This window comes from Rhodococcus sp. EPR-147 (assembly GCF_001647185.1).
Classification (GTDB): Bacteria; Actinomycetota; Actinomycetes; order Mycobacteriales; family Mycobacteriaceae; genus Rhodococcoides.
Genome location: NZ_LVCU01000258.1, coordinates 1 through 13,242, shown reverse-complemented (window position 1 = coordinate 13,242; position 13,242 = coordinate 1). Strand labels below are relative to the sequence as shown.

The following is a 13,242-nucleotide window of genomic DNA, read 5'->3' as shown; positions in this document are numbered from 1 at the left end:
TGGAGTTTCCTCAGGGTGCAAAGTGTCGTACGGTGCCATTGGCACTGCTGGGGAAGGAGTGTCGCAGAAGGCGGTTGTCATCCGTGGGGAACTCGGGAGGCCACTGCTTCGGGTGTGACTGACGTGGTTCGCACCTGTCGTATCGCTGCGCGTTTCTTTCCTGCCCGGCGAGAACGCTCACCGTCACCTGCGATCGGGGTGGTGGACGGAGAGCACCTCGACGGCACGACGGTTCGACGCGAACCCGAGTGAGTGCCGGACCCGAGGGAGACATTTGTGAGCCGACGTCAAGTCCGCGGAACTCACCGCCGTGCACTCGTCCGTACCCGATTCGTGCTGGTGGGCGCAGGCCTCGTTCTCGCGTTGACGGCGACCCTTCCCGGGGTTGCCGCCGCGGTACCTCCGCCACCGCCCAACCCCTCGGACACCGACCTCGCCGCCGCAGGCAGCGCCGTCGATTCGAGCCTCGGCCAGGTGGGCCAGCTGATCGACGCGATCGCGTCGGCCAACCAGCAACTCGCCCAACTCGACGACGAGGTTGCGTCGAAGCGAGAAGGCGTCAACAAGGCCCTTGTCGATCTGCAGAATGCGCGTGACGCGGCCGATGTCGCTGCGGCCGTCGTCGGTGCCGCGCAGCAGGCACTCGTCGATGCGGGCACCCAGATCCAGGCAGCCCAGAAGAAGTTCGACGAGTTCGCCAAATCCAGCTACACCCAGGGCTCCGGGGTTGCCTCGATGGCGTCGTTCCTCGGATCCAGCGGACCGGACGACGTCCTGGACCGGGCCCAGGTCCTCAAGGTGCTCTCCAACAGCCAGAACGCGGTACTCGACGGGTTGCAGCGGGCCCGTACCGAGCAGGCGAACCGCGATTCGGCGGCCCGTGAATCCAAGCAGCAGGCCGACGCGGCCGCGTCGGAGGCCGAGGCCAAGAAGGCCGAGGCCGAGCAGGCCATCGCAGAGGCGCAGGCAGCGCTGCAGGCAGAGGCCGACCGGAAGGCCACGATCGAATCGCAGCGTGACTCGGCGCAGGCCGAACTCGATGCCGCCCGCAGCAACGTCGCCGGTCTGCAGGATCAGCGAGCGGCCTACGGCGACTGGGAGGCGCAGAAGGCGGCCGAGGACGCGGCCATCGCCGCCGCCACGGCTGCAGCGAAGGAAGCTGCCGTGCAGGCAGCGGCGCGAGTATCGGCCAACCTGGCGGCGCAACAGCGCGCGGCGGCCATCGCCGAGGGCCAGCGTTCACACGTGGACGTGGACGAGGATTCGAGCTCATCGACCGACTCGGACAGTTCCACTGCGACCACCCCGACCACGCCCACCCCCACTACGCCGAAGACGCCCGCCAAACCGAAGACGTCCACTACCCCGTCGGTGACCGGAAGCGCAGCCGTCGAGTTGGCGATCGACCGCGGCATGAGTCAACTCGGCGTGCCGTACTCGTGGGGTGGCGGCGACGAGAACGGACCGACCAAGGGCATCAGGGACGGCGGAGTAGCGGACAGCTACGGCGACTACAACAAGGTCGGCTTCGATTGCTCGGGGCTGATGATCTACGCCTTCGCGGGCTTGGGGATCTCGTTGCCGCACTACACCGGTTACCAGTACACAGCGGGTAAGCAGGTGCCGTCCTCGGAGATGAAGCGGGGCGACATGATCTTCTACGGACCCAACGCCAGCCAACACGTCGCGCTCTACCTCGGCGACGGCAAGATGCTCGAAGCTCCGCAGTCGGGTTCGGTGGTCAAGGTGTCCGACGTGCGATACAGCGGAATGACGCCGTACGCCGTGCGCATGGTGTCCTGAGCCCGGATCCGGCGCGCGTCGGGGGTGCCTTTCGGCGCGCGTGCCGAACACCTGGAATAGTTGATTGCGGCGGTATGAAACGTGCCCGACGACGATCGACTGAAAGCGGTGAATTCTTGGTGACATCACGTGACGGCCGGATTTCGAACGACGAGGGGTCGACGCGAGTCGAGTCCGAGACGTCGAATCCACCGGGTGTGGAGCCGAAGCGGGTGGACAGTCCGGCCTTGGCCGAGGACGTCCAGCTTCTCGAGAAAGCCGTGTACGAGGTCAAGCGCGTGATCGTCGGTCAGGATCGGCTGGTCGAGCGCATTCTGGTGGGGTTGCTCGCCCGCGGACACGTGTTGCTCGAGGGTGTTCCCGGCGTCGCGAAGACCCTTGCCGTCGAGACGTTCGCACGTGTGGTCGGTGGCTCGTTCTCGCGAGTTCAGTTCACACCCGACCTGGTTCCCACCGACCTCGTCGGCACTCGCATCTACCGTCAGGGTCGTGAGGAGTTCGACACCGAACTCGGACCCGTCGTGGCCAACTTCGTGCTGGCCGACGAGATCAACCGTGCACCGGCCAAGGTTCAGTCCGCTCTGCTCGAGGTCATGGCAGAACGACACGTGACCATCGGCGGCAAGACGTTCCCGATGCCGGATCCGTTCCTGGTGATGGCAACGCAGAACCCCATCGAGAACGAAGGTGTGTACCCGCTTCCCGAAGCGCAGCGAGACCGATTCCTGTTCAAGATCGTCGTCGACTACCCGACGGTCGAGGAAGAGCGCGAGATCGTCTACCGCATGGGAATCAAGGCTCCCGAGCCCAAGCAGATCCTGGACCCGGTCGAGTTGGTTCGCCTGCAGAATCTGGCCAGCTCGGTGTTCGTGCACCATGCGCTCGTCGACTACGTGGTGCGGGTCATCTCTGCTACTCGAACTCCCGAGCAGTTCGGCATGGACGACGTGGCCAGCTGGATCGCCTACGGTGCATCGCCGCGTGCGACGCTCGGCATCATCGCCGCCTCCCGCGCACTGGCTCTGCTCCGTGGTCGCGACTACGTCGTTCCCCAGGACGTTCTCGAGGTCATCCCCGATGTGCTCCGGCACCGTCTCGTGTTGTCCTACGCCGCTCTGGCCGACGAGGTGACCCCGGAGACGGTCATCTCCCGGGTGCTGCAGACCGTCGGGTTGCCGCAGGTGTCACCGCAGGCGGTACCGGTGCCGCAGGGCAACGGAGCCGGTCCGGACGCCCCGCACTTCGACGGACGTCAGCCACAGGGCCCCTACCCGAGCCAGGGTCAGCATCCCGGCCAGTTTCCCGCTCCGGGGCAGTTTCCCGCGCAGGGCCAGATGCCTCCGTCGCAGCAGCCCGGACCCCAGCAGCAGCCACAGGGCGGTCAGTACGGTCAGCCGGCACCGTCGTTGCAGAAGCCGTCGGGTGACGGATCGGCGATCGGTACGCCGGGGCAGTGAGCGGATCCGACACCGCTCCCGTGACCGCATCCCGCGCCGTCGTCTCTCGGCCGCCGTCCTTCCGATCGGGTGAACTGCGCGATCCGAAACTGGCTGCCGCGCTGCGGACCTTGGAGCTGACCGTCCGCCGCCGATTGGACGGGGTGCTGCACGGCGATCATCTCGGGCTGATTCCCGGTCCCGGTTCGGAACCGGGCGACGCCAGGGAATACCAGCCGGGCGACGACGTCCGCCAGATGGACTGGTCGGTCACAGCGCGTACGACGCATCCGCACGTGCGGCAGTCCGTGGCCGACCGCGAGCTGGAGACCTGGCTCGTCGTCGACTTGTCGGCCAGCCTCGACTTCGGCACCACCGGGTGCGAGAAGCGCGATCTCGCGGTCGCGGCCTCGGCCGCCATCACTCATCTGTCCGGCGGTGGCGGTAATCGAATCGGCGCGGTGGTGGCCACCGGTTCCGAGACCAACCGCATTCCGGCACGCGGCGGCCGCGTGCACACTCAGTCGATGCTCCGTGCCATTGCCACGACGCCGGCTGCGGCCGACGGTGTGCGCGGTGACCTGCGCGCCGCCATCGAAGCGCTGCGACGGCCCGAACGCCGCCGCGGGATGGCTGTGGTGATCAGCGACTTCCTCGGGCCGATCGATTGGGAGCGCTCGCTTCGGGCCATCTCCGCTCGACACGACGTGCTGGCCGTCGAGGTACTCGACCCACGTGATCTGGAACTGCCCGACGTCGGTGACGTGGTTCTCCACGATCCGGAATCCGGCCGCACTCGCGAATTCAGCACCACGCCTCGGCTGCGTGCAGATTTCGCGCGCGCAGCTGCAGCACACCGCGACGACGTCGAGAAGGCGCTACGTCGGTGCGGCGCACCCCGATTGACGCTCCGCACCGACGGTGACTGGATCGCAGACGTCGTACGGTTCGTGACCGCACGCAGGCACACCATCGGGTCCGGGTTCACCAACACTGCGCGGGCACCGCGATGAGCCTGACCGATTTCGCCTCGCCGTGGTGGCTGGGCTTTCTCCTCGTCGTCATCGCACTGACGGTCGGCTACGTCGTGATCCAGCGGCGCAAGCAGAAACACGTGTTGCGGTTCTCCAACATGGAACTGCTCGAGTCCGTTGCGCCGGATCGGCCCAATCGGTTGCGACACCTGCCGACGGCACTGGTTCTGGTCGGCCTGATGTTCCTGACCGTCGCGTTGGCCGGTCCCACAGCGGACCAGCGGGTGCCACGGAACCGAGCGACCGTCATGCTCGTCATCGACGTGTCGCTGTCGATGGAGGCCACCGACGTGGAGCCGACTCGGTTGGCAGCCGCGCAGGAAGCAGCCAAGTCCTTCGCCGACGGTCTGACGCCCGGCATCAATCTCGGATTGGTCGCGTTCGCCGGAACGGCGTCCGTCCTGGTCTCGCCCACGGCCAACCGCGAAGCCACCAAATCCGCCATCGACAGGTTGCAACTCAGCGAACGAACGGCCACCGGCGAGTCGATCTTCACCTCGCTCCAGTCGATCGACACTCTCGGCGCGATACTCGGCGGCGGCGACGCGGCGCCGCCTGCGCGCATCGTGCTGCTCTCGGACGGTAAGCAGACCGTTCCGCAGAACCTCGACGACCCCCGCGGCGGGTACACCGCAGCGCGTGCCGCCAAGGACAAGAACGTGCCCATCTCCACCATCTCGTTCGGCACGAGCTACGGTTCCGTCGAAATCGAGGACGAGAACGGCGTCGAACGAGTGCCCGTACCGGTCGACGATCCGTCGTTGCGGGAGATCGCGAATCTGTCCGGCGGCAGCTTCTTCTCCGCGTCGTCGCTCGAGGATCTCAGAGACGTCTACGACACCCTCGAGGAACAGATCGGGTTCGAGATCACCCGCGGAGACGCGTCGCGTCCGTGGCTGATACTCGGCGTCCTGTGCATCTCGGCTGGCCTCGGTTCGGCATTGGTGATGCGGCAACGTCTCCCGTGATCGTTGTTCTTACTCACCAGTAAGTTTCGCTTTGTCATTCCAGGACGAACAGATAGGTTGCTAGGCATGTCCACACCTGACTTCATCGCGCGATCGGTACTCGTCACCGGAGGTAACCGGGGAATCGGTCTTGCCATCGCCCAGCGACTCCAAGCCGACGGCCACAAGGTGGCCGTCACCCACCGTGGCTCCGGCGCTCCCGACGGGCTGTTCGGAGTCGTCTGCGACGTCACCGACTCCGCCTCGGTGGACGCGGCCTTCAAGGAGGTCGAAGAGAAGCAGGGACCGGTCGAGGTGCTCGTGGCCAACGCCGGTATCACCGACGACACACTGCTGATGCGTATGACCGAGGACCAGTTCCAGCGTGTGATCGACGCGAACCTGACCGGAGCCTTCCGCGTCGCCAAGCGCGCCAACCGAGCCATGTTGCGCGCGCGCTGGGGTCGGATGATCTTCCTGAGTTCTGTCGTGGCCATGGCCGGCGGACCGGGGCAGATCAACTACGCAGCGTCCAAGGCGGGCGTCATCGGAATGGCTCGATCGATCACGAGGGAACTGGGTTCGCGTTCCATCACGGCGAACGTCGTGTCCCCGGGTTTCATCGAAACCGACATGACGGCAGAGCTCTCGGACGACTTGCGCGGCAAGGCGAAGGAATACATCCCCCTCCAGCGTCTCGGTCAGCCCGAGGACGTTGCGGCAGTGGTGAGCTTCCTTGCCGGACCTGACTCGTCGTACGTGTCCGGTGCGGTCATTCCCGTCGACGGTGGTATGGGCATGGGGCACTGAAGTCCTACTCGCACAACGATTTCGACAGACGTACACCTCCGAATTAAGGAATACAGCACTATGGGCGGATTGCTCGAAGGCAAGACCATTCTCATCACCGGCATCATCACCGACGCCTCGATCGCGTTTCACGCTGCAGCCATGGCGCAGGAGCAGGGTGCCAAGGTGATCATCACCGGGTTCGATCGACTCCGACTCATCGACCGCATCGCGCAGCGTCTGCCCAAGGAGGTGCCCCCGGCGATCGAGCTCGACGCCACCAACGAGGAGCACCTCGCGGCGCTGGCCGACCGCGTACGCGAAGTGGCACCGGAAGGTATCGACGGGGTTCTGCACTCGATCGCATTCGCGCCCCGCACCCTCATGGGCCCCGATGCGAAGCCGTTCCTCGACGGCCCCGGACCCGATGCCGCGAGGGCATTCGAGATCTCCGCGTGGAGTTACGCGTCGCTCGCGCGCGCCGTGCTCCCGGTCATGAACGAGGGTGGCTCCATCGTCGGAATGGACTTCGATCCGCGCACCTCGATGCCGTACTACAACTGGATGGGTGTGGCGAAGGCCGCCCTCGAGTCGGTGAACCGTTACGTGGCACGGGAAGTGGGCGCAGCCAAGCGCATCCGCTCCAATCTTGTTGCAGCAGGGCCGATCAGGACTCTCGCCGCCAAGGCGATTGCGGGTACCGCGACCGGTGATGCCGCCAAGATGGACCAGCTCAACGTCTACTGGGACGGCGCCGCTCCCATCGGTTGGGACGTCAACGATCCGACCGTCGTCGCGAAGTCGATCGTCGCGCTGCTGTCCGATTGGCTGCCCGGCACCACCGGATCCATCGTGTACGTCGACGGTGGAGCCAGCCACAACACGTACCTCCCCGAGAACATGTGACGCCGCGGTGGGCGGAACCGCACGTGGTTTCGCCCACCGAGAGGTTTCGATCGCCGATCGGACCCCCACCGGGGCCGGTCGGCGACGGGGGCACAATGGACACATGACCACCCCTGGAGACTTCGACGCATTGTTGGTGCTCTCGTTCGGCGGGCCGGAACAGCCCGCCGACGTACGCCCTTTCCTGGAGAACGTCACTCGCGGACGTGGAGTGCCGCCCGAGCGGCTCGACGCGGTCGTCGAGCATTACATGCACTTCGGGGGCGTCTCGCCGATCAACCGGCTCAACCGAGACATCATCGACGCCCTCCGCGTCGAATTCGATTCCGCTGGAGTGGATCTGCCGATCTACTTCGGAAACCGCAACTGGCATCCGATGATCGAGGACACCGTCGCGACCATGAAGTCGGACGGAATCAGGAACGCACTCGTGTTTCCCACCTCCGCGTGGGGCGGATACTCCGGATGCAGGCAGTACCACGAGGACATCGCCCGGGCCCGCGCCGCCGTCGGTGACGATGCGCCGCATCTGCTCAAGATTCGGCAGTACTACGACCACCCGCTGATGGTCGACGCGTTCAGCGACGCCGTCGCATCGGCGCGAGCCACACTGCCCGAGCAGCACCGCGCCGGTGCGCGTCTGGTGTTCACCGCACACTCCATTCCCTCGGCCGCCGACGCCAATGCCGGCCCGCCCGAGGACGGCGGTCATCTCTACAGCCGTCAGGTGGCCGAGGCCTCGAGGCTTGTTGCAGCCGCGTCGGGTGTCGACGACTACGACCTGGTGTGGCAGTCCCGCTCCGGGCCCCCGCAGGTGCCGTGGCTCGACCCCGACATCTGCGACCACCTCGAAGCGCTGTCGGAGAAGTCCGTGGACGCCGTGATCGTGTGTCCGATCGGATTCGTGTCCGACCATCTCGAGGTCGTGTGGGATCTGGACACCGAAGCGGAGGAGAAGGCTCGCGAACTCGGTATGGCCTTCGCGCGCGCGGGCACGCCCGGATCCGACGCGCGTTTTCCACGGATGATCCGCGAGCTGGTGGACGAATACCGAGTCGGCGGCCGATGCCGCGGTCTCGGCAGTGTGCCCGGCTACGGCTCGACTCTGGACGGCAGTCGCTGCGCCGTCGGGTGCTGTGAGCAGCCCACCAGGCCCTCCCGGCCCGCCGCTGCCACGTCGTGAACGTTGCCGCCTGACACCGCGGCCGGGCGCGGTGTCAGGCGGAATGCATCGCCGCTGCGATGCTCGTCGCGACCGCGATGGTGCGTGCGGTGCGCACCGCAACCCAGAGCGGTCGAACGAGTTCTTCCCGTGCTGCAGCTGCCGTCGCGGTCGGTGCCTCCGACGGAGCCGATCCCGCCGCGACCGTCAGAATGGCGGCCACCCGATCCGCCGATTCGAGGACGCGGAACGCCCTGTCGGACATGTCTGCGGGGTAGCGATGCCGTGCCGCGTCGGCGATCAACTCGGCGATACGAGTGCGCGGATCGGCGTCGAGGGTCCGGGTGGGTAGCGACTGCATCCGTGCGAGAGCGTCGGCCGCACCGCGTACGGCCTCACGCATCTCGTACTCGGCCTCACCCAACCCCCGATCCCGATGACCGTGCTCGGGGACGACGATCGAGTAGACGGTCCAGCGCAACACATCCGGCCCCTCCACGACGGGTACCAACCCGATCCCGGTGTTGCCCGAGGTACCGATCACCACCGCTTGACCGGTGTTCAGGGCAGCTCGGGAGAAGTCGGTGTTGGCGGGGAGGCCGCTCACCGCGCCGGGGGCGGGCAGAACGAGCTTGATCCGATCGTCCCCGGCCGTGGGCGTCGACGCAGTTGCGGCCGCTCTGATCGCGTGCAGCAGGCCCGCTATTCCCTCGGCGTAGCCGGGGTACTGCAGCCCGAAATCGTTGGCTGCGTCCACATCACCTGCACCGACGAGATGCATCGGAGCCCACTCGGACATCGCGTCGATGACGTCGTCGGGAGAGCTGGAACCGGCCAGCCAGGAACCGGCCCACAGGGCGAGACTTGCGCTAGAGGAACACACGACTCACGAGCATAGGTCGGCGTGGCGAACCGTGCTGGAGAGGCCGGTGTCGCTAGCGTTGGTTGCCGTGAACGACATGTACGGCGGAGACATTCTCAGAGGGCACAGTCGCATGCGCAAGGTTCCGGCACCGGAGGTGTCGGCCGATCGTGGATTGGTTGTCGAAGACGCCGGTACCGGGTACTGCGGTGCCGTGGTCGGCTTCGAGCGCACCTACGACGGAGATTTCGTCCGTCTCGAGGACGGTGCCCGTACGACGCGGCTGTTCGCCCTGCGCGAGGCAGCATTCCTGATCGACGGACGTCGGGTGACTCTGGTTCGACCCAAACCTGCGCCGGCAGCGGCGGCACAGACGCGCTCCGCATCCGGTTCCACCAAAGTCGAGGGACTGCGCGCGCGCACCGCCCGTGCGAGCCGCATCTGGGTCGAGGGCGTGCACGACGCGGCCCTGGTGGAAAGTGTGTGGGGACACGATCTTCGGGTGGAGGGAGTGGTCGTCGAGCATCTGGAGGGTCTGGACAATCTGGGGGAGCGGTTGGCCGATTTCGGTCCTGGCCCCGGCCGTCGCGTCGGAGTCCTGGTGGATCATCTGGTGACCGGGTCCAAGGAGTCGAAGTTGACGAGGTCGCTGGGCGAACACGTGTTGGTCACCGGTCATCCGTTCATCGACGTCTGGGAAGCGGTGAAGCCGGCGGCCGTGGGAATCGCTGCGTGGCCGAAGATTCCGCGTGGCGAGGATTGGAAGACCGGGATCTGCCGAGAGCTGGGGTGGGGTACTCCCCGGGAGGGGTGGCGTCGGGTGTATTCGTCGGTGTCGAGCTTTCGGGATCTCGAGGCACCGTTGATCGGTGCCGTCGAACAATTGGTCGACTTCGTGACCGAGTAGGGCTCTGTCCAGCAACGCACCGGCAATTGTCCGATTCGTGATTGTATGGAGGCTGTGGCAGCGATCATTTGGCTCATAGCGGCAGTGGTGCTCGCCGGTGCCGAGGCACTGACGGGCGACTTCTTTCTTCTGATGATTGCCGGCGGTGCGCTCGGTACTGCCGGTGTCTCTGCTCTGACGGATTTCCCGGTGTGGGCCGATGCGATCGTCTTCGGTGTCCTGTCACTGGCGTTGGTGCTCGGGTTGAGACCGATTCTGTTGCGGCGCTTCGCGAATCCGCCCGATACCCCGATGGGCATGGCGGCGCTCACCGGCAAGAGTGCGGTCGTTCTCGAACAGGTCACTGCCCACGAAGGCCAGATCAAGCTCGGTGGTGAGGTGTGGACGGCTCGTCCTCTCGACGAGACCGAGGTCTATGCCCCTGGCACCACCGTGACCGTGATGGAAATTGACGGCGCTACCGCCGTCGTATGGAAGGGACCGTAGCCAGTGGAAGCACTCATCGCACTGGCTGTCATCGTCGCGTTCGTTGCGGTGTTGATGGCCAAGTCCATCTCGATCGTCCCGCAAGCCGAGGCCGCCGTCATCGAACGGCTGGGCCGCTACACACGCACCGTGTCCGGACAGCTCACGTTCCTCGTGCCGTTCGTCGACCGCATCCGCGCCAAGGTCGACCTGCGCGAGCGGGTCGTGTCGTTTCCCCCGCAGCCGGTGATCACCAAGGACAACCTGACCGTGTCGATCGACACCGTCGTGTACTTCCAGGTGACGAACCCGCAGTCGGCCGTGTACGAGATCAACAACTACATCGTCGGCGTCGAGCAGTTGACGACCACCACACTGCGTAACGTCGTCGGCGGAATGACGCTGGAGGAGACGCTCACCTCGCGTGATTCGATCAACGGTCAACTCCGCGTCGTGCTGGACGAGGCGACCGGCCGCTGGGGTCTGCGAGTGGCCCGAGTGGAGCTCAAGAGCATCGATCCGCCGCCCTCGATCCAGGAATCGATGGAGAAGCAGATGAAGGCCGATCGCGAGAAGCGAGCGACCATCCTCACTGCCGAGGGCCATCGTGAGTCGGCGATCAAGACCGCCGAGGGCGACAAGCAGAGTCGGATTCTCGCGGCCGAGGGTGGCAAGCAAGCGTCCATCCTCACCGCCGAGGGTGAGCGGCAGTCACGCATCCTGCGGGCGCAGGGTGATCGAGCTGCGAAGTATCTCGAGGCCCAGGGCCAGGCCAAAGCCATCGAGAAGGTGTTCGGTGCCATCAAGGCCGGCAAGCCGACCCCCGAGTTGCTCGCGTACCAGTACATGCAGACCCTGCCGCAGATGGCGCAGGGCGATGCGAACAAGGTGTGGATGATTCCGAGCGATTTCGGCGATGCGCTCAAGGGCTTCGCCAAGACACTCGGTGCGCCCGGGGAGGACGGTGTCTTCCGCTACGAGCCCAACGAGTCGGCGGGCAACGAGCCCAAGCCGGAGGACGACTCCGACGAGGTCGCCGAATGGTTCGAGACCAAGACCGATCCGGCGGTCGCCGAGGCGGTCAAGGCGGCAGAAGCAGTGGCGCGCAAGCCGGTCGACACATCGCTGGCTGCGTCTCCCGAACTGTCCAAAGGGTTGGACCTCGGTGCCCTGGCGGCGTCGCCCGAGGCGGAGCCGGAACAGCGCTGAGGTCCGCCCTGATCAGCTGATCAGGGCGGTTCCGACGCCGGCAGCGGCCAGGGCCCACAGCACGCTGGCAAAGGTGCCGATGATGAACTGTTCGGAGGCATGGGATTCGCGCAGTTCGGGATAGCGCGCGAGTCCCTTGACTGCCAGCACGATGGCGATCCCTTCCGGCCAACCGGCGAGAATCGACACGGCAACGGCCACGCGTTCGAGGATGCCGATGGTCAGTCCACCACGAAGCGGCTCGACCGGATCTTCTCCGGTCGAGTCGCTTCGTCGTCGTGCGACGCGAAAAACGGTGGGCACCATCGCTGTTCCACCCAGTGCCGCAGCGACGACGCTCAGGACCACTCCGATGGCGTGGCCGAGACCGTAGGCCGGTCCGGCGACAGTGGCCAGGACTGCCGCTGCCGCGAGCAGACTCGACGCGGCGGCGGTGGGCAACCATCGTCGAATTCCGATGCCGGCCGGGACCGTAGCGGCGATTGCGGTCAGTGCAAGCAGCACGAGGGTGGCGACGATCATGACCGATGGCTTTCCGTTGTGTTCGCGGTGTCGAGCAAGCGAGTCGCCAGGGTGCGGCCCGCGTTCTCGACGTGCCAGCCGGCTACCGAGAGTCGTTGTGACATGGCTTGTTTGCTGATCTTCAGTCGTTCGGCCGCGTCGGTCTGCGACAACCCGCGAGCCATGAGTTCGACTGCTTCTCGGCCCTGGTCCGAGCGTCTGCCGACGAGCAGCGCAACCAGGGTCGATGCGGTCTCCGCATCCTCGGCGGCAGCGGCGTCGGGGCCGCTGACGGCGAGTGCAGCCGGTGCGTTCTTGGCTCTGGTCACGGCGTCCCGGGCTGCCTCGAACGCCGGTCCGCGTCCAGCGCGCGTGGTCTCGGGCAGCGGGAGTTCGACGGAGCCGACGCCGATGCCCACGCTCCAGTGCGGGGTGGATACCAGTTCGAGGGCGATCGAGACGACGATGGCGGCCTCCTCGCAGACGGCTTGCACTTCGTCTCCTGCGGTTCGCTCGAAGGGACGGATCAGCTCGTGGTCGCGGTAGCGATCGAGCAGTTCGGGTACGCGATCGATATCGCGCCTACTGCGGCGCTGGTCCACGGTCAGTACGAACATCGGACAAGGCTAGATCGTTGATGTGACCCAGTCAAGCTTCAAGGCTTGATTAGTCAGAATCAAGGTTCCCGGCCTGTCGACTGCCCGCGGGTGCGGGCTCGGATCGCGAACCGCGCGACAGACGCCAATCCACGACCAGCCCACTGAGGCCGATCGCGATACAGACCGCGGACAGCACCAGCAGCGCCGGATGTGTCTCGCCCCCGATCGCTCCGCCGATCACGACGATTCCGAGAGTGCCCGGCAGCATCCCGACGGCCGTCGCCAGCGCGAACGGGACGGGCCGAACCGCCGACACACCACACGCGTAGTTCACCACCGAGGACGGCACCGGCGCTATCAGGCGTAGAGAGCCGACGGCCAGCCATCCGCGCCGCCGCAGACTCTCGTCCACCGAATCCAGGACCGAGTGCGACATCCGCGCTGCCACGGCTTCTCGACCTATCGCGCGGACCAACAGCAGAGCCAGAATCGCACTTACCGTCGACGCGCCGATGGTGACCGCCAATCCGGTCAGGGGCCCGAACAGCACTCCTGCGCTGAGCGTGAACAGTGTTCTCGGGACGGGTGCGACGGTCACGATCGCGTGCACGCCGAAGAACAC

The 13,242-nt window shown here is 66.1% G+C and carries 14 protein-coding genes; 10 read left to right on the top strand and 4 right to left on the bottom strand.

Going from position 1 to position 13,242, the window contains the following annotated elements:
- Positions 1-276 precede the first annotated feature (276 nt).
- From A2J02_RS12605 to A2J02_RS12575, 7 genes are all read left to right on the top strand, one after another.
- Positions 277-1,803 carry an NlpC/P60 family protein gene (locus tag A2J02_RS12605; RefSeq protein ID WP_068050499.1) on the top strand — a complete coding sequence of 509 codons (1,527 nt, stop codon included), beginning with the start codon at positions 277-279 and terminating at the stop codon, positions 1,801-1,803.
- Positions 1,804-1,922: 119 nt separating this feature from the next.
- The gene (locus A2J02_RS12600; RefSeq protein WP_231911447.1) at positions 1,923-3,260 is read left to right on the top strand and encodes an AAA family ATPase; all 1,338 of its coding nucleotides are present in this window, start codon (positions 1,923-1,925) and stop codon (positions 3,258-3,260) included.
- A complete protein-coding gene (locus A2J02_RS12595; RefSeq protein ID WP_231893710.1) occupies positions 3,257-4,252 on the top strand; it encodes a DUF58 domain-containing protein in 996 nt (331 codons plus the stop codon). The genes A2J02_RS12600 and A2J02_RS12595 overlap by 4 nt, the downstream gene beginning before the upstream one ends.
- Positions 4,249-5,241, top strand: coding sequence for a VWA domain-containing protein (locus A2J02_RS12590; protein ID WP_068050495.1), 993 nt, complete (start codon positions 4,249-4,251; stop codon positions 5,239-5,241). Before A2J02_RS12595 ends, A2J02_RS12590 begins: the two co-directional genes overlap by 4 nt.
- Positions 5,242-5,307: 66 nt before the next feature.
- Positions 5,308-6,030: a 3-oxoacyl-ACP reductase FabG1 gene (gene fabG1 / locus A2J02_RS12585; protein ID WP_068050494.1), complete on the top strand. Its 723-nt coding sequence runs from the start codon at positions 5,308-5,310 to the stop codon at positions 6,028-6,030.
- Positions 6,031-6,090: 60 nt separating this feature from the next.
- The gene (inhA, locus tag A2J02_RS12580; RefSeq protein ID WP_032377850.1) at positions 6,091-6,915 is read left to right on the top strand and encodes an NADH-dependent enoyl-ACP reductase InhA; all 825 of its coding nucleotides are present in this window, start codon (positions 6,091-6,093) and stop codon (positions 6,913-6,915) included.
- 103 nt (positions 6,916-7,018) lie between these two features.
- Positions 7,019-8,098 (top strand): ferrochelatase, encoded by a 1,080-nt coding sequence (locus A2J02_RS12575; protein ID WP_068050493.1) that lies wholly within the window; start codon positions 7,019-7,021, stop codon positions 8,096-8,098.
- Positions 8,099-8,132: 34 nt separating this feature from the next.
- Here A2J02_RS12575 and A2J02_RS12570 read toward each other — a convergent pair whose 3' ends face one another.
- On the bottom strand, positions 8,133-8,960 hold the full coding sequence (locus tag A2J02_RS12570) for a hypothetical protein (protein WP_176460581.1): 828 nt from the start codon (positions 8,958-8,960) through the stop codon (positions 8,133-8,135).
- Between the two features lie 76 nt (positions 8,961-9,036).
- Between A2J02_RS12570 and A2J02_RS12565 the strand changes: the two genes are divergently transcribed.
- The 3 genes from A2J02_RS12565 to A2J02_RS12555 are packed head-to-tail and all read left to right on the top strand — an operon-like array spanning position 9,037 to position 11,520.
- Positions 9,037-9,846, top strand: coding sequence for a DUF3097 domain-containing protein (locus tag A2J02_RS12565; RefSeq protein ID WP_068050496.1), 810 nt, complete (start codon positions 9,037-9,039; stop codon positions 9,844-9,846).
- Between the two features lie 54 nt (positions 9,847-9,900).
- On the top strand, positions 9,901-10,332 hold the full coding sequence (locus A2J02_RS12560; protein ID WP_032378478.1) for an NfeD family protein: 432 nt from the start codon (positions 9,901-9,903) through the stop codon (positions 10,330-10,332).
- A gap of 3 nt (positions 10,333-10,335) precedes the next feature.
- Positions 10,336-11,520 (top strand): SPFH domain-containing protein, encoded by a 1,185-nt coding sequence (locus A2J02_RS12555; protein WP_068050491.1) that lies wholly within the window; start codon positions 10,336-10,338, stop codon positions 11,518-11,520.
- A gap of 12 nt (positions 11,521-11,532) precedes the next feature.
- Here A2J02_RS12555 and A2J02_RS12550 read toward each other — a convergent pair whose 3' ends face one another.
- The 3 genes from A2J02_RS12550 to A2J02_RS12540 form a co-directional block, all read right to left on the bottom strand.
- A complete protein-coding gene (locus tag A2J02_RS12550; RefSeq protein ID WP_068050490.1) occupies positions 11,533-12,042 on the bottom strand; it encodes a hypothetical protein in 510 nt (169 codons plus the stop codon).
- A complete protein-coding gene (locus A2J02_RS12545; RefSeq protein ID WP_068050489.1) occupies positions 12,039-12,638 on the bottom strand; it encodes a hypothetical protein in 600 nt (199 codons plus the stop codon). The genes A2J02_RS12550 and A2J02_RS12545 overlap by 4 nt, the downstream gene beginning before the upstream one ends.
- Positions 12,639-12,687: 49 nt before the next feature.
- On the bottom strand, positions 12,688-13,242 hold a 555-nt coding region (locus A2J02_RS12540), incomplete at its 5' end, for a TVP38/TMEM64 family protein (protein ID WP_068050488.1).

Coding starts and splice junctions, on each gene's coding strand:
- A2J02_RS12545 (WP_068050489.1), bottom strand. CDS start 12,638: ATGTTCGTACTGACCGTGGACCAGCGCCGCAGTAGGCGCGATATCGAT.
- A2J02_RS12565 (WP_068050496.1), top strand. CDS start 9,037: ATGTACGGCGGAGACATTCTCAGAGGGCACAGTCGCATGCGCAAGGTT.
- A2J02_RS12575 (WP_068050493.1), top strand. CDS start 7,019: ATGACCACCCCTGGAGACTTCGACGCATTGTTGGTGCTCTCGTTCGGC.
- A2J02_RS12590 (WP_068050495.1), top strand. CDS start 4,249: ATGAGCCTGACCGATTTCGCCTCGCCGTGGTGGCTGGGCTTTCTCCTC.
- A2J02_RS12550 (WP_068050490.1), bottom strand. CDS start 12,042: ATGATCGTCGCCACCCTCGTGCTGCTTGCACTGACCGCAATCGCCGCT.
- fabG1 (WP_068050494.1), top strand. CDS start 5,308: ATGTCCACACCTGACTTCATCGCGCGATCGGTACTCGTCACCGGAGGT.
- inhA (WP_032377850.1), top strand. CDS start 6,091: ATGGGCGGATTGCTCGAAGGCAAGACCATTCTCATCACCGGCATCATC.